This window comes from Roseixanthobacter psychrophilus (assembly GCF_043195195.1).
In the GTDB taxonomy this organism is placed as follows: domain Bacteria; phylum Pseudomonadota; class Alphaproteobacteria; order Rhizobiales; family Xanthobacteraceae; genus NCEH01.
On the sequence record NZ_JBAFWT010000012.1, the window covers coordinates 42,452 to 64,382 of the forward strand.

The window sequence follows — 21,931 nt, forward strand, 5'->3', positions numbered from 1 at the left end:
CCACGCGATTCGGGCCAAAGGCGGATGCGCAGGCGATCTTTTAGCATGTTCGCGCGCGCCGCCTAGGTGGGGCTTTTTGAGCGAGGGGCGCCACTTTCATGCACGCAGGGCGGCGCGCGATCCCCCGCTCCAAGCCGCCTGGCGGGCGGGCCCGGAGCGGCGGGGCGGTCAGGGGCGGCGCGAAGTCTTGCCCCACAAAAGCCGGTCCTTTGGCAATGGGGTGGCGCATGCCCCGCCGGAGGCCATATAAGACCTGCATCCTCGATGCGTGTGTGGACCTATGACGAGCCTCGCCAATCGCCCCTTTGTGAAGATGAACGGCCTCGGCAACGAGATTCTCGTGCTGGACCTGCGTGCCAATCCCGTGGAGGTCTCCGCCGCCGCCGCCCGCGCGCTTGCCCGCGCCGATGCTTTGCCGTTCGACCAGGCGATGGTGCTCTATCCGCCCCGCGCTTCCGGCTCCATGGGCTTCGTGCGCATCCTCAATTCCGACGGTTCGGAATCCGGCGCCTGCGGCAACGGCACGCGCTGCATCGCGGCGCTGGAAGCCCGCCGCACCGGCGCGCGCCATGTGCTGTTCGACAGCGCCGCCGGCCTGCTCAATTGCGAGATCCTGCCCGACGGCCGCGTGAGCGTGGACATGGGCGCCCCGCATCTCGACTGGAAGCACATTCCCCTGGCCCATGCGGTGCCGGACACCGCCGTGCACCAGATCGCCGGCTATGAGGCGCTCGGGCCGGCGAGCTTCGTCTCCATGGGCAATCCCCACGCGGTGTTCTTCGTCGCCGATGCCGATGCGGTGGAGGTGGAGGCGCTCGGGCGTGCTCTGGAGCACAATCCGCTGTTTCCTGAGCGCGCCAATATCTCATTCGCCCAGATGCTCGCGCCCGATCATATCCTGCTGCATGTGTGGGAGCGTGGCGCGGGCCGCACGCGCGCCTGCGGCACCGCCGCCTGCGCCACCGCCGTCGCGGCCGCCCGGACCGGCCGCGCGGGTCGCGACGTGCGCGTCACCCTGCCGGGCGGCGATCTCGCCATCTCCTGGCGGCAAAGCGACGGCCACGTGCTGATGACCGGGCCGGTGGCCTATGAATTTTCCGGCGTCCTCACCCCGGCCATGCTGGCGGAGGCGGCGTGAGCGCCGCGCCCGCCCGCGCGCCGGGCGTGGACGATGCGGCGCCGGGTATCGAGGTTCTCACCTTCGGCTGCCGGCTGAACGCGCTGGAGTCCGAGCAGATGCGCCGCGCCGCGCTGGCGGCGGGGCTGGAGCGCACCGTCATCGTCAATTCCTGCGCCGTCACGGGCGAAGCGGTGCGCCAGGCACGCCAGGCCATCCGCCGGCTGAAGCGCGCCGATCCCAACGTGCGGGTCGTGGTCACGGGCTGCGCGGCGCAGACCGAGCCTGAAACCTTCGCCGCCATGGCGGAGGTGGACCGGGTGCTCGGCAATGGCGCCAAGGGCGCGCCGGAAACCTGGATCGCGACACGCGCCGCGCTGGATTTCGGCCTTGCCGCCGAAGAGAAGGTGGTGGTGGACGACATCATGTCGGTGCGCGAGACCGCGCTCCACATGGTGGACGGGCTCGACCGGCACACCCGCGCCTTCGTGCAGGTGCAGAACGGCTGCGACCATCGCTGCACCTTCTGCATCATCCCCTATGGCCGGGGCAATTCGCGCTCCGTGCCCATGGGCGAGGTGGTGGCGCAGGTGCGCACGCTGGTTGAGACCGGCCACGGCGAAGTGGTGCTCACGGGGGTGGATCTCACCTCCTACGGTGCCGGCCTTCCGGGCGCGCCGACGCTCGGCAAGCTGGTGCGTGCCATCCTCACCCATGTGCCGGAGCTGAAGCGGCTGCGCCTGTCCTCCATCGACACGGTGGAGGCGGACGCGGACCTGCTGCGCGCACTCGCTGAAGAAGAGCGGCTGATGCCGCATCTGCATCTCTCGCTGCAATCGGGCGACGATCTCATCCTGAAGCGCATGAAGCGCCGCCATTCCCGCGCCGAGGCGATCCGTCTTGTGGGCGAGATGCGGCGCTTGCGGCCGGATCTGGTGTTCGGCGCCGATCTCATCGCCGGCTTTCCCACCGAGGACGAGGCGCAGTTCCGCAACACGCTCGACATCGTGGATGCGTGCGGCCTCTCCTTCCTGCATGTGTTTCCCTATTCGCCGCGCCCCGGCACGCCCGCCGCCCGCATGCCGCAGGTGGCGCACGAGGTGGTAAAGGCAAGGGCGCAGCGGCTGCGGGAGACGGGCGCCGTGGCCCTCCATCGCCATCTCTCCTTGTGCATCGGCGCCCATCGCAGCGTGCTGATGGAGAGCGGCGGCCTCGGCCGCACGGAGCATTTCACGCCGGTGCGTGTCACACGTCCCGCCCCACGCGGCACCATCCTCCCCCTGCGCATTGCCGGTCACGACGGTGCGCGGCTAATCGCGGCCTGATGTGATGAGCGACACCGAGAACGGCCCCCCGCCGGCCCCTAAGAAGAAAGGCCTCTGGAGCCGCCTGACCGGTGGTTGGGGCAGCGAGAACGAGGCGCCCCCGCAGGCGGCCCCGGTCTTTGAGCCTGAGCCGGCTGCACTCCAGCCTGCCGAGCCCGAGAGCGCGGAGCCCGAGAGCACGCACCCGGAGAGCACCGATCCCGCGCGCGCGGAACCCGTGGCCCATGAAGGTTCGGTTTCCGAAATGCAGGCGGGCTCGGACCACGCCGCGGACGCGGAGGCGCAGAGCGGTGCGCCGATCTTGCGCGACGCCCCGGCTGAAGACGGCCATGTCGAAGAGGCTTCTGCCCAAGACGCCCTCGCCCAAGACGCTCTCGCTCAGGAGGCACCTGCCCAAGAGGCTCTTGCCCCGACAGAGCCGGTTCGGGAGCCGCCCGTCCCCGCAAGCGATGCTCCCGAAGTGGAGACCTTTGACGCCCCGCTTGACGCCGCGCGCGCCACCGAAGACGCGGAACCGGCAAAGACGAGTTTTTGGCGCCGCCTCACCAGCGGGCTGGCGCGCACCGCCTCCAGCCTCACCCAGGGCATCACCGACCTCGTCTCCAAGCGCAAGCTCGATGCTGAGACGCTGGAAGAGCTGGAAGACATCCTGATCCGCGCCGATCTCGGCACCGCCACGGCGGCACGGATCGTCGAAGCGGTCGGGCGCGGGCGGCACGACAAGATGATCGGCGCCGACGAGGTGAAGGGCCTGATTGCCGCCGAGGTGGAATCCATCCTCGCCCCGGTGGCCCAGCCGCTGGTGATCGATGCCGCGCACAAGCCGTTCATCATCCTGATGGTCGGCGTGAACGGCTCGGGCAAGACCACCACCATCGGCAAGCTCGCCGCCCAATGGAAGAGCGAGGGCCGCAAGGTGGTGCTGGCGGCGGGCGATACGTTCCGCGCCGCCGCCATTGAGCAATTGAAGGTGTGGGGCCAGCGCACCGGCGCCCGCGTCGTCGCCCGCGAGCCGGGTGCGGACGCCGCCGGTGTCGCCCATGACGCCATCACCGAGGCGCGCGCGGAAGGTGCTGACATCCTGCTCATCGACACCGCCGGGCGATTGCAGAACCGCACCGAACTGATGGCCGAGCTGGAAAAGGTGGTGCGGGTGGTGAAGAAGCTGGAGCCCGGCGCGCCGCATGCGGTGCTGCTGGTGCTCGATGCCACGGTGGGGCAGAACGCGCTCTCCCAGGTGGAGGTGTTCACCAAGATCGCCGGGGTGACCGGCCTCGTCATGACCAAGCTCGACGGCACCGCGCGCGGCGGCATCCTGGTCGCCATCGCGGCAAGGTTCGGCCTCCCGGTGCATCTCGTCGGCGTGGGGGAGGGGGCGGAGGATCTCCAGCCCTTCGCCGCCGCCGATTTTGCCCGCGCCATCGCCGGCGTCTCGGAGAATGCGCACTAAAATCGCGCGCAGGGCGCCAAGGGGCAGATTCTTGCGCCGCGCGTGGCTATGCTTTTCCCGCGCGGAGCAAATGGGGCCGCTTGGGGGGCGTGCGATGGCGTCGAGGCTGGTGATATTGCTTTTGGCCTGCCTGTGGAGCGGGGCGGCGGGCGCTGCGCAGAAATCCGTATCGTTCGCCGACGGCGCCTGTAGCGGCACCGTCTGGTTCGACCCCGCCAGGACCGACGAAAAGCGGCTGCGCGACACGCTGTCCCTGATTTACGACTACACCCTTTCCGCCGCGCCCTCGCCGCGCCTTCCGGCAAAGCCCGCCGACATGGCGCGCGTGACCTCGGCGCCCTATGCCGCCAAATGCGCGCGCATCGCTGCCGGCGCGGCGGCGCTGAACCCGCTCGATCTCGAAGGGGCGCAGGCGTTCCACGCCAAGGTGAAGGACGCCATCGCCGATTTCTGCGCCTTCAATATCGCCAAGCTGGAGGCCTTCTCCGCGCCGGCCGCGTTGCGGGGCTACACCCCCGCGCCCGCCGCTTGCGCACGCTATGTCGATGCACTGGAAGGGCAGGGCGATCTGGTCGCGGTCTGGCGCGAGAGCGTCGCGGCCGCCTGTGCCGGCAACGCCAATCCCAAAGCTTGCGCCGCCCGCGAGTTGCGCCACGCCTCGGTGCCGGATTCCGCCGCCTGGATGCGGCTCTATCTCATCACCCACGCCTGGAATAATTGCGCCGTGCCAGCGCTCAAGGTGAACGATCCCGCCGGCGAGGCGGCGCGGACGGAACTGATGGCCTCGGTCGCCCAGGCGTTCCCGAAGCAGAAGCTGGACTGCGAAGGCGCCGACTGACCCGCTCAAGGTCGGCCCGAGCTCCAATCTCCCGATTTGCCCCATCTTGCGGGTAGGCCAGGGCAAGCCAACAATGTTAAGCGCAACCGCTCCGGCACGCGCCGGCTGAAACAGGGTGCTCCATGACCATCGCCACCGCCTCTCCCCTGAATTCCGCGCCCGCCGAGGCGACGGATCTGCGCGCTGTCATCCGCACCATCGTGGATTATCCCAAGCCCGGCATCCTGTTCCGCGACATCACCACTTTGCTCGGCAATGCACGGGCCTTCCGTCGGGCGGTGGACGAACTGGTCCAGCCCTGGGCGGGGGCGAAGATCGACAAGGTGGCGGGCATCGAGGCGCGCGGCTTCATCATCGGTGGGGCGGTGGCGCACCAGCTCTGCGCCGGCTTCGTGCCGATCCGCAAGAAAGGCAAGCTGCCGCATCAGACCGTGCGCATGGCCTATGCCCTGGAATATGGCCAGGACGAGATGGAGATGCACGTGGATGCGGTCACGGCCGGCGAGAAGGTGGTGCTGGTGGACGACCTGATCGCCACCGGAGGCACCGCCGAGGGCGCGGTGAAGCTGCTGCGCAACATGGGGGTGCAGGTGGAAGCCGCCTGCTTCATCATCGATTTGCCGGATCTGGGCGGCGCCGCCAAATTGCGCGCCATGGGCGTGCCGGTGCGCACGCTGATCGCGTTCGAGGGCCATTGAGGCGCGGGGCGCCTCAGCGTGCCCCGCGCAGGCGGGCGGTGAGGATCATCAGCCCGCCGGCCGCCGAAAGCGCGAGCAGCAGCCCATACGCCCCCATATAGGTGCCGACCCGGTCGTGGATCTGCGAGAAGATCACCGGCCCGAACACCACCCCGGTGAAGGTGAAGAACATGGCCGCGCCGGTGGTTGTGCCCACCGCCCGCGCCGGGCTGTTGCGGGCCACCTCGGAGAGATACACCCCGTTCCAGCCCACCGCCGAGAGGCCGAGCAGCAGCAGCAATCCGACGATCGCCGCCATCGGCCAGCCGGGCGTGGCGATCATGATGAGGACCGAGGCGCCGCCCATCAGCACCGCGAGGAAGATCAGCACCGCGAGCCCGTCGCGCGCCATGTCGGCGATCTGGCCCCACAGCACGCGGCCCACCGCGCCCGACACCTGCACCGCCGCGAGGATCGCGCCCGCCTGGACCAGGGAGAATCCGAGATCCTCCACCAGCAGCGCCACCAGGAAGGTGATGACGCAGAGCTGCACCGCCGAGAAGCAGAACGAGGTCAGCGCGAGCCAGCGCAGGCGCGGATCGGACAGCACCAGCCTGATGGCGGTGAAGGACAGAAGCCGGCTGCTGCCGGCGCGGTTGCGATGCCGGTCGAGCTTGACGCGTCCGAGCTGGGACAGGCCGGCGACCAGCAGGCAGGGCACGGCGACGCACAGCAGCGCCGCATGCCAACTGAAGGCAAGCGCGATCTGCGGCCCGAACAATCCTGCCGCCATGCCGCCCAGGGGCACGCCGGTCTGCTTCACGGAGAAGATCAAATTGCGCCGGTTGGCCGGGGAATGGCGCATCAGCAGGTCGGACGCGGCGGGATTGATCAGCCCGTAGCCGAGGCCGGTGACGAAGGCGCCGAGCGCCATGGTGGGCAAGGTGGCAATGCTGGCCAGGATGCACCCGCTTGCGTGCAGCACCATGGCGACCTGCCCGGTCCGGCAGGGGCCGTACCATGCGACCAACGTGCCGGCGATGAGCGAGGCCAACATGGCGGCGAAATACACCAGCGAGATCTGATAGCCGACACTTGCCGTGGGCACGCCGAGATCGCGCGCGATCGCCGGGGCAAGGGCCGGCACCATCAGCACCGCCATGGTGCCGAGCGCCTGGACGGAGATGGTCTCCGCCAGCAGCGGGAAGAGGCCGATGCGCTCCTCGTCGGCGGCGGGGTGGCTTTGGGCGCCGTTCTGCACGTTCATGCCGGCACGGAATCCCGATGCCGCCGGTGCGGGCAGCGTGCGGTGCGGTCGAAGAAACCGGACCCGCATCGGCGTCCGGCGAAACATGGCAACATCAGCTCGTCCCTGCGGCCCGTCTGCGGCGGGGCCTTGGCCCGAAAATCAGGACAATCGGCGGAAGCGTCAAGGGCGGCGGAACAGGGCTGACGCACCCGCCATGCGCCTCGCGCGGAGCGGGCCGGACAAGCGCCGACCGCCGGAGGGGTGCCCGGCGGTTCCAGGCTCCCTTTCGTCGTTCAAAAATCCGCCTCGCGGGCAGTCGCGCCCCAATGGAAGAGCGCTGGGGGGAGGCGGGCGATCCCAGGCCCGGCGTACGGGCAGACATGCCGAGGGCCGGCGCCCCACCGCACCCGATTGCCTTGGGACGGATGAGTTACGTTAGGTAATGGCAGCTTGTATATCCTGCCGTGGATGGCGAATCACGTTGAGTTTTCCCATCGATCCCGGGTGCAAAACGATGACCGCCACAATATCCTAGAATTCGCGGGCGAGGCTGTTCTGTGTTCCGACGGCGCATAGGCGGCTTCACCAAGCGAAATGCTGCACTGCATCAATATGTGAGACGTTCAACTGACGTAAATTTGAGTTTATCTGGCTCTCGCACAAAGCTGCGGGGGTCGGTATGCTCCACCAAGTGCGCGTGATCCAGACCGCGAATTGCGGCGGAGACGATACGCGCCGGAGGGGCAATATGGCAGACGATGCTGGCGTGAACCGCGCAACCCTCACACGCCGCAGCCTCATCGGCGCCGCGGGCCTGGGCGGGTTGAGCTTGCTGTCGCACCGCGCATGGGCGCAGGCGATGGTCGACCTTCCGCTGCCCGGTGGGCCCGGCGCGCGGCCGATCACCACAGCGTTTCCGCAGAAGGGCGCGATGATCCTCCAGCGGACCCGCCCGCCGCTGCTGGAAACGCCCTTTGAGGTGTTCGACAAGGGCGTGTTCACGCCGAACGATCAGTTTTTCGTCCGCTGGCATTGGGCGATGATCCCCACCGAGATCAAGGTGGATGCCTTTCGCCTCACCGTGCGGGGCCATGTGAACCAACCCCTCTCGCTCTCGCTTCAGGAGATCCTGAAGGACCTGCCGCGCGTGGAGCTGGCGGCGGTGAACCAGTGTTCCGGCAATTCGCGCGGCCTCGTCACCCCGCGGGTGCCCGGCGCGCAATGGGCCAACGGCGCCATGGGCAACGCCCTGTGGACCGGCGTGCGCCTCAAGGATGTGCTGGACCGTGCCGGGGTGAAGGCGGGCGCCGTGCAGGTGCGCCTGAACGGCCTTGACGAAGCGCTGATGCCCGACGCGCCGAAATTCATGAAATCGTTGAGCCTCGATCATGCCCGGGACGGCGAGGTGATGATCGCCTACGCCATGAACAACGAGCAATTGCCGCTGCTGAACGGCTTCCCGCTGCGGCTCGTGGTGCCCGGCTGGTATTCGACCTATTGGGTGAAGATGCTCAGCGACATCGAGGTGCTGGACCAGCCCGACACCAATTTCTGGACCAAGAACGCCTACACCATTCCCGATACGCCCAATGCCAACATGGTGCCGGGCCAGACCGGGGTGAAGATGGTGCCGATTTCCCGGATGAATCCGCGCTCCTTCATCACCAATGTCGCCTCGGGTGCCTCGGTGCCGGCGGGCAAGCCGACGCCCTTGCGGGGCATCGCCTTCGGCGGCGACAGCGGCGTCGCGGCGGTGGATGTCTCGGTGGATGGCGGCGCCTCCTGGTCTCCGGCCCAACTGGGCAAGGACGAAGGCACCTACGGTTTCCGCCGATGGACGGCGCCGTTCACGCCGCAGGCGCCCGGCAAATATACGCTGATGGTCCGGTGCACCAACACCAAGGGCGAGGTGCAGCCCGCGACGGCCACCTGGAACCCCAGTGGCTTCATGCGGAACGTCATCGAACACACCGACATCGTCGCAGCATAGGGACCCGTGGCCATGCACCGCTCTTTGCTCGCCGTTGCCCTGCTGGGCACCGTTGTCGCCCCGCTCACGGCTTCCGCCGCGCCCACCGCGCTGACCTCGGTCAGCGTCGACCTGCCCCCCGGCGACCGCCTGTTTCCCGATGGCGCCGGGGCCGAGGCCATCAACAACAATTGCCTCGCCTGCCACTCCACCGGGATGGTGCTGAACCAGCCGCCGCTGAGCGCGGCCGTCTGGGGCGGTGTCGTGACCAAGATGATCAACGTCTACAAGGCCCCGGTGGACCCGGCAGACGTCGATGCCATCGTCGGCTATCTCGCGAAGATGAAGGTCTCGAAGTAACCCGCGCGCGGCGCTGAGCCCTCAGCCCCGGTCGGCGACCGGGGCTGCTGGCGACGACCGGTTCAGCCCAGCACGGGCATGACGAACTCGGCCCCGGTGCGAATGCCCGCCGGCCAGCGCGAAGTGGTGGTCTTCAGGCGGGTGTAGAAGCCCACGCCCTCCAGGCCGTAGACGTTGCGATCGCCGAAAATCGACCGCTTCCAGCCGCCGAAGGAATGATAGGCGATCGGCACCGGGATCGGCACGTTGATGCCCACCATGCCGGCCAGCACGCCGTAGTCGAACGCGCGGGCGGCATCGCCGTCGCGGGTGAAGATGGCGGCGCCATTGCCGTATTCGTGATCGTTCACAAGCTGCAGTGCCTCGTCGAAGCTCGGCACGCGCACCACGGAAAGCACCGGCCCGAAGATCTCTTCCTTGTAGATCCGCATGTCCGGGGTGACGTCGTCGAACAGGCAGCCGCCGATGTAATAGCCGTCCTCATAGCCCTGGAGCTTGAGGCCGCGCCCGTCCACCGTCAGCTTGGCGCCTTCGGAAACGCCGAGGTCCACATAGCCGCGCACCTTGGCCAAGTGCTCCTTGGTGACGAGCGGCCCCATCTCGCTCGCCGGATCATTGCCGGGGCCGACCTTGAGGGCGCGCACGCGGGGTTCCAGCCGCTCCATGAGCGCGTCGCCGATGCCGCCCACGGCCACCGCCACCGAGACCGCCATGCAGCGCTCGCCGGCCGAGCCGTAGCCGGCGCCCATCAGGGCATCGACGGTCTTGTCGAGGTCGGCGTCGGGCATCACGACGAGATGGTTCTTCGCGCCGCACAGGGCCTGGGCCCGCTTTCCGTGCGCGGCGGCGGTCTTATAGACATATTCGCCCACCGCCGTGGAGCCGACGAAGCTCACCGCCGCCACCTTGGGATGGGTCAGAAGCGCGTCCACCGCCTCCTTGTCGCCGTTGACGACGTTGAACACACCCGCCGGCAGGCCGGATTCGGCCAGCAGTTCGGCGAGGCGCAGGGAGAGGCTCGGGTCCTTCTCGGAGGGCTTGAGAATGAAGGTGTTGCCGCAGGCGAGCGCCATGGGGAACATCCACAGCGGCACCATGGCCGGGAAGTTGAACGGCGTGATGCCCGCGCACACCCCCACCGGGTGGCGCTGGGAGAAGGTGTCGATGCCGCGCCCGACCTGATCGGAGAACTCGCCCTTCAGCAGATGCGGGATGCCGCAGGCGAATTCCACCACCTCGATGCCGCGCACCAGTTCGCCCTTGGCGTCGTCCACGGTCTTGCCGTGCTCGCGGCTGATCAGGGCGGCGAGATCGTCGATATTGCGCTCCAGCAGATCCTTGAAGCGGAACATCACGCGGGCGCGGGCCGGTGCCGGCAAGGTGGCCCAGGCCGGCAGGGCGGCGGCGGCGGCCTGCACCGCCTCGTCGACGCGGGCGGCGGAGGCGAGCAGCACGGTGCCGATCTGCTCGCCCGTGGCGGGCTGGAAGGTCGGGGCCGAGCGGCCCTCGCCGGCAACGTGACGTCCTTGGATGAAATGGCCGATGGTCTGCATGGTTTGCTCCCGCGCGAAATCTGCCGCACTTGATCTCTGGCATCAGCGCGGAGCAAGGCCTAAGATATCGGACTCATTCCGCATTTTTAGGCGTTTGTGATGAATTGGGACCATGCCCGCGTCTTTCTCGCCGTCGCGCGCGCGGGACAGATGCTGGCCGCCGCGCGCAAGCTCGGGCTGGATCATGCCACGGTCACTCGGCGGCTGACCGCGCTGGAAGACGATCTCGGCGCCAAAGTGTTCGAGCGGCGGCCGAGCGGCTGCACTCTGACGGCCATCGGCGAGCAATTCTTGCCCATGGCCGAGCGGGTGGAAAGCGAGATGCTGCGCGCCCGCTCTCTGCTGGGCAATGCCGATCTCAAGCTGGAAGGCACGGTGCGCATAGGCGCGCCCGACGGGTTCGGCACCTATTTCCTGGCCGCGCGGCTCGCCCGCTTCGCCGGGATGCATCCCGACCTCGTGGTGCAATTGGTGCCGCTGCCGCGCACCTTCTCGCTCTCCAAGCGCGAGGCGGACATCGCCATCATCCTGGAGCGGCCGCAGGAGGGGCGGTTGTTCGGACGCAAGCTCACGGACTATTCGCTCGGCGTCTATGCCGCGCGGTCCTATCTCGACCAGACCGGGCCGGTGGAGCACGAGGCGGATCTCGCCGACCGCACGCTCGTGACCTATGTGCAGGATCTCACCTACAGTTCAGGGCTCGATTACATGGGCGCGCTGATCGATCTGTGCGCCCGCCGGTTCGAATGCGCGAGCGTGGTGGGGCAGTTGGAGGCGATCCGGGCCGGGGCGGGGCTCGGCATCCTGCACGATTATGCCGCCGCCGCCTGCCCGGAGCTGGTGCGCATCCTGCCCGCCGTCACCTTTTCGCGCACCTATTGGCTGGTGGTCCACGCTGACCTGCGCGACCTGCGCCGCATCGCCGAGACCGAGCAATTCATCGTCGACGAAGTGCGCGCCAGCCGGGGCGCGTTCGTGGTGGGGTAGCGGGCGCCGCCTAGGACGCCGCCTTTTCCGCCTCACCCTCGCCGTTCAGCGCCTTGGTGAAGGTGGAGAAGAATTGGTCCGCCAGCTTGCGGGCCGTGGCCTGGATCAGCCGTCCGCCGAGGGAGGCGAGCTTGCCGCCGATTTGCGCGTCGGCCTTGTAGGTGAGGAGGGTCTCTTCCCCATCTTCCGCCAGCGTCACCACTGCATCGCCCTTGGCGAAGCCGGCCACCCCGCCGCTGCCCTGGCCGACGATGCGGCAGCTTTCCGGCGCGGTGATATCCTGGAGTTCCACCGTGCCGGCGAAATTGGCCGAGACCGGGCCCACCTTGATCTGCACCTTCGCGGCGAAGGCGTTCGGGCCAGTCTCCGTCAGTTCCTGGCAGCCGGGGATGCAGCGACGCAGCATTTCGGGATCAAGGATGGCCTTCCACACCGTCTCGCGCGGCGCGGCGATGCGATATTCGCCGACGATTTCCATGACGAAAGTCCTTTCGAGCGCTCACACGGCGCAATAGCGATCCTGAATGTCCTTGTCGGCCAGAAGCGCGGCGGCGCTGCTTTCATGGACGATCTCACCCTGGTCGATGATGACCGCCCGGTCGGCCAGCTTCAATGCCCATTCCACGTTCTGTTCCACCAGCACCAGGGTCATGCCCTGGTCGCGCATCCGGCGGAACAGGACGCCCATCTCCTCCACCAGTACCGGCATGATGCCCTCGGAGGGTTCGTCCAAGAGGATCATGGAGGGCTTGGCGATCATGGCGCGGGCGATGGCCAGCATCTGCTGCTCGCCGCCCGACATGGTGGTGCCCTGCTGGTTCAGGCGCTCTTTCAGGCGGGGAAAGCTCTCGGCGATCTCATCGATGGCCGTGCGCTCGTCGATCTTCTTGCCCGAGGCGACGAGGCCGAGCTGCAGGTTTTCCCGCACGGTCAGCCCCTGCACGATGCGCCGCTCTTCCGGCACATAGGCGAGGCCGAGCTTGAAGCGCTCGTGCGCCGCGCGCGGCAGAAGCTCAGTGCCGTCGAACCGCACGCGCCCGGTGGCGCGGGGAAGACCTCCACCTTGCGCGCGGTGATGGGGCATCAGCCCCATCACCGCGCGCAAGGTGGAGGTCTTCCCCGCGCCGTTGCGGCCGACCAAGGCGACGATCTCGCCCTTCTCCACCTTCAGGCTCACCTTGTGGAGAATATGGCTTGCGCCGTACCAGGCGTCCAGGCCCTCGATCTCAAGCATAGCCATCGTTCTGACCCAGATAGACGCGACGGACTTCCTTGTCCGTCTGGATGGATTGGGGGGTGCCGTCGGCGATCAGCCGGCCGTGATGCAGCACCAGGATGCGATCGCTCAAGCCGAGGATCATCTTCATCTTGTGCTCGACCAGCAGGATGGTGCGCTCGGCGGCGAGCCGCTCGATCAAGGCGACCATCTCCTTGGTCTCCTCCGGCCCCATGCCGGCGGTCGGCTCGTCCAGCAGCAGCAGTTCGGGGTCTGCCACCAGGGCGATGGCGATTTCCAGCGCCCGCTGCTCGCCATGGGCGAGCGCCTTGGCCGTGCGGTGGCCCTTGGCGTGAAGGCCGACAGCGGCGAGCGCCGCGTGCGCCTTCTCGTCGAGTGCGCCATAGCGCGTGCGGTTGGAGAACACGTCGTAGCGGGCAACGAACGCCTGCGCCGCCACGCGCACGTTTTCGTGCACCGAAAGCTCGGGGAAGATGTTGGTGATCTGGTAGGAGCGGGCGATGCCGAGATGCACGAACTTGTGCTGGCGCAGCCCGGTCAAATCCTTCCCCTTGAAGCGGATCGCGCCGGTGGAGGGCGGCAGCACGCCCGACAGCACGTTGAAGAAGGTGCTCTTGCCGGCGCCGTTCGGGCCGATGATGGCGGTCACCTTGCGCGGCGCGAAACTGGCGCTGATATCCGCCAGCGCGACGAACCCGCCGAAGCTGCGGCCGATGTTCTCGACGGAGAGAAGCGGCGTGGTCATCCATGCGTCCTCCGGGAAATGAGGGTGCCCCAGATGCCCTTGGGCAGGAACAGCACGAAGGCGATGAAGATGAGCCCGACGATGAGCTGCCAATGGGAGGTCCAGAGCGAGGCGACATCCTCGATCAGCAGGAACACCAGGGCGCCCACGAACGGCCCGAAGAAGCTGCCGGCGCCGCCGAGCAGCGTCATCATCACCACCAGCCCCGAGGTCTGGTAGTGCAGCGTATCCAGCGGCACGATGGCGAGATGCAGGGCCGAAAGCGCGCCGGCCAGACCGCAGATGAGGCCGGAGAGGATGAAGACGATGAGCTTGGTGCGCTCCACATCATAGCCGCAGGCGCGCGCCCGGGTCTCGTTCTCGCGGATCGCCTCGATCACCGCGCCGAAGGGCGAATTCAGCAGCCGCGAGACGAACCACAGCGCCAGCGCCGCGAACACCATCAGAACATAGTATTTATTCACCGGATTCAAAAAATCCACGGTGAAGCCGAACAGATTGATGGTGGAGACGGTGAAACCGCGCAGGCCGTTTTCGCCGCCGGTCCAGGAACTGGCCTGGAGCGCCACGTAATAGACCAGTTGGGACAGGGCCAAGGTGACCATGGAGAAGTAGATGCCGCGGGTGCGGATCGACAGCGCCCCCATGAGCGCGGCGAGCACGCCCGCGCCCAGCACGCCCACCAGCATGGCGGGGAACCAGCCGAGGCCGAAATGGGCGATGGCGATGCCGGTGAGATAGGCGCCACCGCCGAAGAAGGCCGCGTGGCCGAACGAAAGCAGCCCGGTGTAGCCGAAGAGCAGATTGTAGCCGACCGCGAACAGGCCAAAGACCAGCACGTTCACCGCCAGCGCCTGCGAGGGCAGGACCCACGGCAGGAGACACAAGGCGAGCACCGAGAGCGGCACGCGCCAGCGCTGCAGCATTGCGCCGAAGCCGGTGGCTTTCACGCCCGTCTGCGCGGCCAGCGGCGGCGCGGCGGCGGAGGCCGGGGAGGGGGACATGGAAGGATCTCCGCTCATGCGCGCACGCTCTGACCGAACAGGCCCTGCGGGCGGAACAGAAGGACAAGCGCCATGAGCGCAAACATGACGATGGTGGCCATTTCCGGGGCGAACAGCGCGGTCATGGAGACCGCGACGCCCACCACGAGCCCGGCGATCACCGCGCCGAGCAAGGAGCCCATGCCGCCGATGACGGTGACCACGAAGGCTTCGGCGAGCACCAGCGTGCCCATTTCCGGCGTGACGTTGCGCATGGGCGCGGCGAGCACGCCGCCGAGCGCGGTGAGCGCCACGCCGAGGCCGAACACCACCAGCCACAGGGCGCTGATATCCACCCCGAGCACCCGCATCATCAACGGGTCCTTGGCGCCGGCCCGCACGATCAGGCCGAACTTGGTCTTCTCCAGCGCCAGCCACAGCGCCAGCAGCACCACCGCGACGAGGCCGACCACGAACAGCCGGTAGAGCGGGAAATAGCCGATGCCGAGATCCACCACCCCGCTCAGCGCCTCGGGTGTGGCGAACGGCACGCCATCGGTGCCGAACACGATGCGCACCGCTTCCACCAGCACATAGCCGAGGCCGAAGGTGAGCAGCAGGGGATCATCCACCGAGCGCTTGTAGAGCGGGCGGATGAGGAACCGCTCGATCAGCATGCCGAACGCGCCCACCGCCAGCGGCGCCAGCAGCAGGGCCCACCAGAAATTACCGGTCTGCTCGGCGACCCACACGCCGGCATAGGCGCCCACCATGAACAGTGCGCCATGGGCGAAGTTCACGATGCCCAGCATGCCGAAGATGATGGTGAGGCCGAGCGCCGCCATGATCAGCACCGCGCCCAGCGCGACGCCGGAAAAGAGCTGCATGAGGATGAGTTCGAGATCCATGTCGGTGTCCGGCTCCGGCTTTCTGTGTCGTGTCCTCTCCCCGACGGGGGAGGGGTGAACTTTGGCTTTCCCTTTCGTCTCCCCCCGGAGGAGCGAAGTCGGGAACTCCCCCTCTCCCCGACGGGGAGAGGGTTGGGGTGAGGGGCGCTCCCAGTGCAGCGGGGCTTGATCCCGCCGTGAGGCTCGGCCCCCTCACCCCTCCGCTGCGCGGCCGACCTCTCCCCCTCGGGGAGAGGTGAACTTTGGGCTTTCCCCCTCTTCCCCCTGAGGGGCGAAGTCGGGAACCCCGCTCTCCCCCCGTGAGGGGCGAAACCGGGCCCCCCCCTCTCCCCGAGGGGGAGAGGGTTGGGGTGAGGGGCGCGCCCGGTCAGGCGGGGCTTGATCCCGCCGGAAGGCTCCGCCCCCTCATCCGTCCGCTGCGCGGCCGACCTCTCCCCGTCGGGGAGAGGTGAACTTCAGTCTTTCCCTCCCCCCCGGAGGGGCGAACTCGGGAACTCTCCCTCTCCCCGAGGGGGAGAGGGTTGGGGGTGAGGGGACTCAGGTCGGGAAGCCCAGCTCCGCGCAGGAGCGCAGCATGTCTTCCGAGCCCGGATCATTGGCGATGATGGCGAACAGATCCTGCTCGTTCGCCATGTCGGCCTTCTTCTTGGACTCCAGCACCAGCACCGCCTGCACCGACTGGTGGTCGCAGGCGCGGTAATGCTGGGGACCCTTGGCGACATCGTATTTCAGGTTCTGCAGTGCCTCGACCATCTTGTCGGTATCGGTGCTGCCGGCCTTCTCGATGGCCAGCAGCAACGAGGCGACGCCGGTGAAGCCGTAGGCGCCGTAATCGGTGGGATAGGCTCCGTTATTGGCGGCCTTGAAGGCATCGTTGAACGTCTTGGCCGTGGGCACGGTGCTTTCCAGGCCCCAATAATAGTTCGCGCCGCCGATCACGCCCGCGAACACGTCGGGGCCCACCGCGAGGCGCTGGTTGTGGAGCAGCACCGGCACCACGATCTGCATCTGCTGCTTGAGGCCGAAATCGTTGGCCTGCTTGATGGAATTGGCCTGGTCGCGGCCGAAATTGCAGATCGCCAGGATGTCCGGCTTCATGGAGCGGATGCGCGGCATCAGGGTCGAATAATCGGCGGCGCCGAACGGGTGGAGGATTTCCCCCACGCTCTCCGCGCCGATGGCGGCGGCGGCGCGCTTGAAGCCGCGCAGCATCTCATGGCCATAGGCATAATCCGCCACGAGATAGGCGATCTTGGAGCCCTTCTTGAAGGTCTTCCTGGCGACCGCCGCCGTCGTCATGTGCGGGTTCAGCGCCTCGTGGAAGGTGAAGCGCGAGAAATCCTTCACTTCGTTGATGGTGTCGGACTGGCTGATCGAGACATAGAGCACGCCGCGCGCGCGGGTCACTTCGTTCACCGCCAGCTGCACCGCGCTGGATAGCGCGCCGACGATCGCATGCACCTTGTCCTTCTCGATCAGTTCGAGGGTGCGGGTCGCGGCCTCGCCGGCGTTCAGCTTGTCGTCGCGCACCAGCAGCTCGACCTTGCGGCCGCCGATGCCGCCCTTGTCGTTGACCAGCTTCACCGCCAGTTCGGCGCTCTTCACCTGGTCCTTCGCCTCGGCGCCGAACGGGCCGGTGAGCGGGGTCGGAAAGCCGATGCGGATGGTGTCGGTCTGCGCCCGCAGGATTGCCGGCGCGGCCATGAGGCCGATGCCGGCCCCCATGCCTGCGAGAACGGCACGACGCGATACACCCGATAACGGCGGCAACAGAAAATTGGCCATGTGTCCCTCCCAGGGGGTATTTTTTTGTCGATTCAGATGGTGCCGAGCGCCCTCAGCAGGCGCGCGGGAGTCATGGGGATCTGCGAGATCGCGGCGTTGAACGGGGCGATGGCGTCATTCACCGCGTTCATTGCGGCGGCCGCGGCGGCGGCCGTGCCGGCCTCGCCGCAGCCCTTGGCACCGAGTTCGGTGTCCTTGGTCGGCGTTTCCATGTGGTCGATCAGGATGTCGGGCATTTCGCACGACATGGGCACGAGGTAATCGGCCAGCGAGCCATTGGTGAGCTGGCCGCTTTCGTCATAGAGGCACTCTTCGAAGAAGGCCGCGCCAAGCCCCTGCACCACGCCGCCGCGCACCTGTTCTTCCACCAGCAGGGGATTGATGATGCGGCCGCAATCCTCCACGACGAAATGCTTGAGGATCTTCACCAGCCCGGTCTCGATATCCACCTCCACATGGCAGCCGTGGATGCCGTTGGTGAAGGCGAAGGGATAGCCCTGCGGTGCGTAATGATGCACCGCCGAGAGCTGGGCATTGGTGCCGGCCGGCAGCGTATCCGAGCGGAAATAGGCGATGCGCGCCACTTCCGCGAGGCTGATGCGCGCCTGCCCCGTGGCGCGCTCGACGACTTCGCCGTTCACCAGATCCAGCGCGTCGGGCGTCGCCTGGAGGATGGCGGCGGCGACCGCGAGGACATTGCCCTTGAGCTTGCGCGCCGCCTGGAGCGCGGTCTCCCCGCCGATGCCGGCGCCCCGGCAGGCCCAGGTGGCCCCGCCATGGGGCGTCACTTCGGTATCGCCGGTGATCACCCGCACGATGTCGCGCGAGACGCCGAGATAATCGGCGACGATCTGGCCCATGATGGTTTCGGTGCCCTGGCCCTGCTCGGTCACCGAAATCAGGCAGCGCACCTCGCCGGAGGGCGTGATCTTGATGATGGCGCCGTCCTGCGCCGAGATCCGCGCGCCGCCGACGCCATAGAAGGCGGGAGTGGGATTGGTGATTTCCACGAAGGCGGCGATGCCGATGCCGCGATGGATGCCGCGCGCGCGGGCCTCGGCCTGTTCGCTCCGCAGGCGGTCGTAATTCATCAGCGTGTGCAGCTTGGCGAGGCAGGCCTGATGGGAGAGCGCCTCGAACTTGTAGCCGGTGGCGGAGGCGCAGGGATAGGCGTCGTCGGCGATCATGTTCTTGGCGCGCACCGCGAACGGGTCGAGCCCGGCCTTCTGCCCGGCGAGATCCACCAGCCGCTCGGTGACGGCGCAGGCGATGGGATGGCCGACCGCGCGATACTGGCTGGTCTGCACCTTGTTCTGGAACAGCACCTTCAGGTCCGCGCGATAGCCGGCGAGCGTATAGGGCGCGCCGATGAGGCGGATCACCTGATTGCCCTCCACCGCGCTGGTGCGGGGATAGGTGGAGAAGGCGCCGATGGCGGTTTCGTCCTCCACATCCATGGCGAGGATGGTGCCATCCGCTGCCACGGCCGCGCGCGCCTTCACGCGATGGTCGCGGGCGTGGATGTCGGAGACGAAGGCTTCCGTTCGGTCGGCGACGAATTTCACCGGCCGCCCGAGCAGCATGGAGAGCCCGACCACCGCCATGTCCTCGTGATAGACATGCAGCTTCACGCCGAACGAGCCGCCCACATCCGGCGCCACCACCCGCACGCGGGATTCGGCGATGCCGTAATGGCGGGCGTAGATGTCCTGGAATTGATAGGGCGTCTGGGTCGCGTGATGAACCGTCAGGCGCTCCTCGCTCGGATCGTAATCGGCGATGATGGCGCGCGGTTCCAGGGTCACGCCGGTGTGGCGGCCGAAGTGGAATTCACCCTCCACCACATGGGCGGCCGTGGCGAAGATGTCGTCCACGCCGCCGGTGTCGAGGCCGGCGCGGAAGCACATATTGTCGGAAAGCTCGGGGGCGACGCGGGGCGCGCCCTCGGCCTGGGCCATGTCGAGGTCGGTGACCGGCGGCAATTCCTCGAAGGTGATCGCGACCATTTCCGCCGCATCCTCGGCGAGGGCGCGGGTATCGGCCACTACGGCCACCACTGCCTGTCCGGCCCACACCGCGCGCTCCAAAGGCAGCGGCAATTGGGGCGGCGATTTCATGCCCTTGAAATGGTCGAGCGTCCCCACCCAGGGCGTACAGAGGCGCGCGAGGTCGGCGCCGGTGGCAACCAGGCGCACGCCCGGCATGGCCTGTGCCGCCGCTATGTCCACATCCGCGATCCGGGCATGGGCATAGGGGCTGCGCACGAAGGCGGCATGCAGCATGCGCGGCAAGGTGATGTCGGTGACATAGCGCCCGCGCCCCGCCAGCAGCCGCTTGGCATTGGGGCGGGACATGGGCTGGCCCACATGGCCGGGCCGGTCGAAGGTTTTGGCGGGCGCGTTCATGGTTGGCCCTCCGCGCCGGCGCGCAGCCGCGCCGTGGTCTCGATGGCGTCGACGATCGCCTCATAACCGGTGCAGCGGCAGTAATTTCCGGAGAGCGCGTCGCGGATGTCCTCGCGCGTGGGGATGCCGCCCTGTTCCAGCAGCGCATGGGCATTCACCAGCACGCCGGGGGTGCAGAAGCCGCATTGCAGCGCGTTGCGCTGGTGGAAGGCCTGCTGCAGCTCGGCGATGGCGCCGCGCTCGGAAAGGCCTTCCACCGTCTCGATCACCGCGCCCTCGGCCTGCACGGCGAGGACGAGGCAGGAATGGACGGGAACACCGTCCATCATCACCAGGCAGGCGCCGCAGGCGCCCATCTCGCAGCCCGTATGGGTGCCGGTGAGTTCGAGGTCGAGCCGCAGGAAGTCGGCGAGCGTGGTGCGCGGCGCGACGGCGCGCGCCACCTCCACCCCGTTGACGGTGAGAGCGAGGGGAACGGGGGCGCTCATGTCGGGGAACTCACGGTTTGCAGCAGCCGGCCCAGAAGCACGCGCGCCAGATGGCGCCGCATGGCGGGGGGCAGGTGCTCGTCCTCGGCGGGGTCCAGCTCGGCTTCGATCAGGCCCTGGACGTGGGCGATCAGCGCCGCGTCGATCTTCTGGCCGGCAAGCGCGGCTTCCACGCTTTTCACGCGGACCGGGGTTGCCGCCACGGAGAAGAAGGCGATGCGGATATGTTCGATGCGCCCGTCGTTTTCGAACAGGCCCTGGAGGCCGGCGCCGACCATGGCATAGTCGCCCCGGCGGCGGGTCAATTCGTCGAACGCCCAGCGATGGCGTGGGCCGACGCTGGGAACATGAAGCGCGACCAGGATCTCGCCGGGTTCAAGCGCGGTCTGGTAGAGGTCCTGAAAATAATCGTCGGCCGGGACGAGGCGTGTGCCCGCCGCGCCGAAGATTTCCATCTGCGCGTTCATCGCCAGCATCATGGCGGGAAATTCGGAAGCCGGATCGGCAAGCGCCACGCTGCCCCCGAGGGTGCCGCGATTGCGGATCGCGGGATGCGCCACATAAGGGGCGGCTTTCGCCAGCAAGGGCGCATGGCGGGCGATCAGCGGTTCGGTGAGCATTTGCGCGTGGCGGGTGAGGCCGCCGATGCGCAGCGTGTTGCCGTCCAGCGTGACCCCGCGCATGTCCGGGACACCGGCGAGATCCACCAGAACCTCTGGAGCCTGGAGCCGCAGTGCCAGGGCCGGCACGAGGCTCTGCCCGCCCGAGATATAGCTGGCATCGCCCGCTTGCGCGAACGCCGCGTAAGCGTCGGCCAAGGTCTGGGCGCGGACATAACTGAAGGCGCGAGCTTTCACGCGCAAACTCCCATGGCGTTTCCTCTCGCGATTTTTGTAACCGCTTGGTCACAAAATAGGCCTCGTCTCCGAACGGTTGTCAATACGAAATGACCATTTGGTCACTTTCTTCAGTTGGGCTATCGAAAGACATGCCGTGCGGAGCGGCCTCAGGCGGGAGAGCGTGCTGTTGGAGAAGGGGGCTTCCTCGCGCCGCAAGGCCAATGACCGGACGCAACCGCCCGCGACGCCGCCGGTCGGCGAGGCGCCGGCCGCCCAGGGTGCGCGCCCCAAGCGCCGCAACATGCGGGCGGCGGACCGCGAGCTGGCCATCGTCGAGGAAGCGGCGCGCTTTTTCGCGGAGCATGGATTCGAGGGGCAAACCCGCGAGCTGGCGAAGCGCATGGGAATCACCCATTCCGCCATCTACCGCCATTTCCCCAGCAAGGAAGCGCTGATCGAGCGGGTCTACGAGCACGTCTATCTCAGCCGCTGGAGCCCGGACTGGGAAGGCGTGGTGAAGGACAGGAGCCGCCCGCTGGAAGCCCGGCTGATCGCCTTCTACCTGCAATATGTGGAAAAGGTCTTTGATTATCAGTGGGTGCGGATCTTCGTCTTTTCAGGACTGAAGTCGTTCGACATCACCAACCGCTATCTCGCCATCGTGCGCGACCTGATCATCCTGCCGGCCTGCGCGGAACTGCGGCACGATCTCGGCCTGCCGACGCCACGGGAAGCGCCCATCAGCGAGCGGGAGGCGGAAATGTTCTGGGGCCTGCACGGGCGCATCTTCTACCTGGCGATCCGCCGCTTCGTGTACGGCACGCCGACCCCCGAAAACCTCGACGACGTGGTGCGCGACGCCGTGAAGAGCTTCCTGCACGGTGCCAGCTTCACCATGCGAGGCATTGTCGAAGGCGAGACGGAAGCCGTCGGATCGGACGAAAGCAATCGCGGTGTTGACCTTGGCGGGGCGAAGGGCGGGCAGTACTAAAGCTTTGCCGTGCGCGACGATGAGG

20 protein-coding genes are annotated in these 21,931 nt (G+C 67.7%); 9 read left to right on the top strand and 11 right to left on the bottom strand.

The window, feature by feature from the left end:
• Window positions 1-280 precede the first annotated feature (280 nt).
• From dapF to V5F77_RS13010, 5 genes are all read left to right on the top strand, one after another.
• Window positions 281-1,138, top strand: a complete 858-nt coding sequence (dapF, locus tag V5F77_RS12990; protein WP_429005775.1) for a diaminopimelate epimerase — start codon at window positions 281-283, stop codon at window positions 1,136-1,138.
• Window positions 1,135-2,442 (top strand): tRNA (N(6)-L-threonylcarbamoyladenosine(37)-C(2))-methylthiotransferase MtaB, encoded by a 1,308-nt coding sequence (mtaB, locus tag V5F77_RS12995; protein WP_429005776.1) that lies wholly within the window; start codon window positions 1,135-1,137, stop codon window positions 2,440-2,442. The genes dapF and mtaB overlap by 4 nt, the downstream gene beginning before the upstream one ends.
• Window positions 2,443-2,446: 4 nt before the next feature.
• Window positions 2,447-3,892, top strand: coding sequence for a signal recognition particle-docking protein FtsY (gene ftsY / locus V5F77_RS13000; RefSeq protein ID WP_429005777.1), 1,446 nt, complete (start codon window positions 2,447-2,449; stop codon window positions 3,890-3,892).
• A gap of 94 nt (window positions 3,893-3,986) precedes the next feature.
• The gene (locus V5F77_RS13005) at window positions 3,987-4,730 is read left to right on the top strand and encodes a hypothetical protein (RefSeq protein ID WP_429005778.1); all 744 of its coding nucleotides are present in this window, start codon (window positions 3,987-3,989) and stop codon (window positions 4,728-4,730) included.
• A 122-nt stretch (window positions 4,731-4,852) separates the two neighbouring features.
• Entirely contained in the window at window positions 4,853-5,428 is a 576-nt protein-coding gene (locus V5F77_RS13010; RefSeq protein ID WP_429005779.1) for an adenine phosphoribosyltransferase, read from the top strand.
• 13 nt (window positions 5,429-5,441) lie between these two features.
• On the opposite strand, the gene V5F77_RS13015 is transcribed toward V5F77_RS13010, so the two are convergent.
• Window positions 5,442-6,674: an MFS transporter gene (locus V5F77_RS13015; protein ID WP_429005780.1), complete on the bottom strand. Its 1,233-nt coding sequence runs from the start codon at window positions 6,672-6,674 to the stop codon at window positions 5,442-5,444.
• 730 nt (window positions 6,675-7,404) lie between these two features.
• On the opposite strand from V5F77_RS13015, the gene V5F77_RS13020 reads away from it, so the two are divergent.
• Window positions 7,405-8,646, top strand: coding sequence for a molybdopterin-dependent oxidoreductase (locus tag V5F77_RS13020; protein ID WP_429005781.1), 1,242 nt, complete (start codon window positions 7,405-7,407; stop codon window positions 8,644-8,646).
• A 12-nt stretch (window positions 8,647-8,658) separates the two neighbouring features.
• Window positions 8,659-8,985 carry a c-type cytochrome gene (locus V5F77_RS13025; RefSeq protein WP_429005782.1) on the top strand — a complete coding sequence of 109 codons (327 nt, stop codon included), beginning with the start codon at window positions 8,659-8,661 and terminating at the stop codon, window positions 8,983-8,985.
• Between the two features lie 62 nt (window positions 8,986-9,047).
• Here the strand turns inward: V5F77_RS13025 and V5F77_RS13030 are convergent, their stop codons facing one another.
• Window positions 9,048-10,538, bottom strand: a complete 1,491-nt coding sequence (locus V5F77_RS13030; protein ID WP_429005783.1) for a CoA-acylating methylmalonate-semialdehyde dehydrogenase — start codon at window positions 10,536-10,538, stop codon at window positions 9,048-9,050.
• Between the two features lie 99 nt (window positions 10,539-10,637).
• Here V5F77_RS13030 and V5F77_RS13035 point away from each other — a divergent pair, with 99 nt between their 5' ends.
• Entirely contained in the window at window positions 10,638-11,525 is an 888-nt protein-coding gene (locus V5F77_RS13035) for a LysR family transcriptional regulator (RefSeq protein WP_429005784.1), read from the top strand.
• 10 nt (window positions 11,526-11,535) lie between these two features.
• Here V5F77_RS13035 and V5F77_RS13040 read toward each other — a convergent pair whose 3' ends face one another.
• The 9 genes from V5F77_RS13040 to V5F77_RS13080 all read right to left on the bottom strand — a co-directional run bounded on the left by V5F77_RS13040 (window position 11,536) and on the right by V5F77_RS13080 (window position 20,933).
• Window positions 11,536-12,003 carry a CoxG family protein gene (locus V5F77_RS13040; protein ID WP_429005785.1) on the bottom strand — a complete coding sequence of 156 codons (468 nt, stop codon included), beginning with the start codon at window positions 12,001-12,003 and terminating at the stop codon, window positions 11,536-11,538.
• Between the two features lie 21 nt (window positions 12,004-12,024).
• Window positions 12,025-12,759 carry an ABC transporter ATP-binding protein gene (locus V5F77_RS13045; protein ID WP_429005857.1) on the bottom strand — a complete coding sequence of 245 codons (735 nt, stop codon included), beginning with the start codon at window positions 12,757-12,759 and terminating at the stop codon, window positions 12,025-12,027.
• Window positions 12,752-13,507: an ABC transporter ATP-binding protein gene (locus tag V5F77_RS13050; RefSeq protein ID WP_429005786.1), complete on the bottom strand. Its 756-nt coding sequence runs from the start codon at window positions 13,505-13,507 to the stop codon at window positions 12,752-12,754. The genes V5F77_RS13045 and V5F77_RS13050 overlap by 8 nt, the downstream gene beginning before the upstream one ends.
• On the bottom strand, window positions 13,504-14,511 hold the full coding sequence (locus tag V5F77_RS13055; RefSeq protein ID WP_429005787.1) for a branched-chain amino acid ABC transporter permease: 1,008 nt from the start codon (window positions 14,509-14,511) through the stop codon (window positions 13,504-13,506). Before V5F77_RS13055 ends, V5F77_RS13050 begins: the two co-directional genes overlap by 4 nt.
• 14 nt (window positions 14,512-14,525) lie before the next feature.
• Window positions 14,526-15,398 (bottom strand): branched-chain amino acid ABC transporter permease, encoded by an 873-nt coding sequence (locus V5F77_RS13060; RefSeq protein ID WP_429005788.1) that lies wholly within the window; start codon window positions 15,396-15,398, stop codon window positions 14,526-14,528.
• 537 nt (window positions 15,399-15,935) lie between these two features.
• Window positions 15,936-17,183, bottom strand: a complete 1,248-nt coding sequence (locus tag V5F77_RS13065) for an ABC transporter substrate-binding protein (RefSeq protein WP_429005789.1) — start codon at window positions 17,181-17,183, stop codon at window positions 15,936-15,938.
• 32 nt (window positions 17,184-17,215) lie between these two features.
• Window positions 17,216-19,588 (bottom strand): xanthine dehydrogenase family protein molybdopterin-binding subunit, encoded by a 2,373-nt coding sequence (locus tag V5F77_RS13070; protein ID WP_429005790.1) that lies wholly within the window; start codon window positions 19,586-19,588, stop codon window positions 17,216-17,218.
• Entirely contained in the window at window positions 19,585-20,076 is a 492-nt protein-coding gene (locus V5F77_RS13075) for a (2Fe-2S)-binding protein (RefSeq protein WP_429005791.1), read from the bottom strand. The genes V5F77_RS13070 and V5F77_RS13075 overlap by 4 nt, the downstream gene beginning before the upstream one ends.
• Window positions 20,073-20,933 carry an FAD binding domain-containing protein gene (locus V5F77_RS13080; protein WP_429005792.1) on the bottom strand — a complete coding sequence of 287 codons (861 nt, stop codon included), beginning with the start codon at window positions 20,931-20,933 and terminating at the stop codon, window positions 20,073-20,075. Before V5F77_RS13080 ends, V5F77_RS13075 begins: the two co-directional genes overlap by 4 nt.
• Before the next feature lie 283 nt (window positions 20,934-21,216).
• Here V5F77_RS13080 and V5F77_RS13085 point away from each other — a divergent pair, with 283 nt between their 5' ends.
• Window positions 21,217-21,906: a TetR/AcrR family transcriptional regulator gene (locus V5F77_RS13085; RefSeq protein ID WP_429005858.1), complete on the top strand. Its 690-nt coding sequence runs from the start codon at window positions 21,217-21,219 to the stop codon at window positions 21,904-21,906.
• Window positions 21,907-21,931 lie beyond the last annotated feature (25 nt).

Coding starts and splice junctions, on each gene's coding strand:
- V5F77_RS13020 (WP_429005781.1), top strand. CDS start 7,405: ATGGCAGACGATGCTGGCGTGAACCGCGCAACCCTCACACGCCGCAGC.
- V5F77_RS13070 (WP_429005790.1), bottom strand. CDS start 19,588: ATGAACGCGCCCGCCAAAACCTTCGACCGGCCCGGCCATGTGGGCCAG.
- V5F77_RS13010 (WP_429005779.1), top strand. CDS start 4,853: ATGACCATCGCCACCGCCTCTCCCCTGAATTCCGCGCCCGCCGAGGCG.
- V5F77_RS13045 (WP_429005857.1), bottom strand. CDS start 12,759: ATGCTTGAGATCGAGGGCCTGGACGCCTGGTACGGCGCAAGCCATATT.
- V5F77_RS13030 (WP_429005783.1), bottom strand. CDS start 10,538: ATGCAGACCATCGGCCATTTCATCCAAGGACGTCACGTTGCCGGCGAG.
- V5F77_RS13050 (WP_429005786.1), bottom strand. CDS start 13,507: ATGACCACGCCGCTTCTCTCCGTCGAGAACATCGGCCGCAGCTTCGGC.
- V5F77_RS13015 (WP_429005780.1), bottom strand. CDS start 6,674: ATGAACGTGCAGAACGGCGCCCAAAGCCACCCCGCCGCCGACGAGGAG.
- V5F77_RS13085 (WP_429005858.1), top strand. CDS start 21,217: ATGCGGGCGGCGGACCGCGAGCTGGCCATCGTCGAGGAAGCGGCGCGC.
- ftsY (WP_429005777.1), top strand. CDS start 2,447: ATGAGCGACACCGAGAACGGCCCCCCGCCGGCCCCTAAGAAGAAAGGC.
- V5F77_RS13005 (WP_429005778.1), top strand. CDS start 3,987: ATGGCGTCGAGGCTGGTGATATTGCTTTTGGCCTGCCTGTGGAGCGGG.
- V5F77_RS13060 (WP_429005788.1), bottom strand. CDS start 15,398: ATGGATCTCGAACTCATCCTCATGCAGCTCTTTTCCGGCGTCGCGCTG.
- V5F77_RS13075 (WP_429005791.1), bottom strand. CDS start 20,076: ATGAGCGCCCCCGTTCCCCTCGCTCTCACCGTCAACGGGGTGGAGGTG.
- V5F77_RS13065 (WP_429005789.1), bottom strand. CDS start 17,183: ATGGCCAATTTTCTGTTGCCGCCGTTATCGGGTGTATCGCGTCGTGCC.
- V5F77_RS13055 (WP_429005787.1), bottom strand. CDS start 14,511: ATGTCCCCCTCCCCGGCCTCCGCCGCCGCGCCGCCGCTGGCCGCGCAG.
- dapF (WP_429005775.1), top strand. CDS start 281: ATGACGAGCCTCGCCAATCGCCCCTTTGTGAAGATGAACGGCCTCGGC.
- V5F77_RS13035 (WP_429005784.1), top strand. CDS start 10,638: ATGAATTGGGACCATGCCCGCGTCTTTCTCGCCGTCGCGCGCGCGGGA.
- V5F77_RS13025 (WP_429005782.1), top strand. CDS start 8,659: ATGCACCGCTCTTTGCTCGCCGTTGCCCTGCTGGGCACCGTTGTCGCC.
- V5F77_RS13040 (WP_429005785.1), bottom strand. CDS start 12,003: ATGGAAATCGTCGGCGAATATCGCATCGCCGCGCCGCGCGAGACGGTG.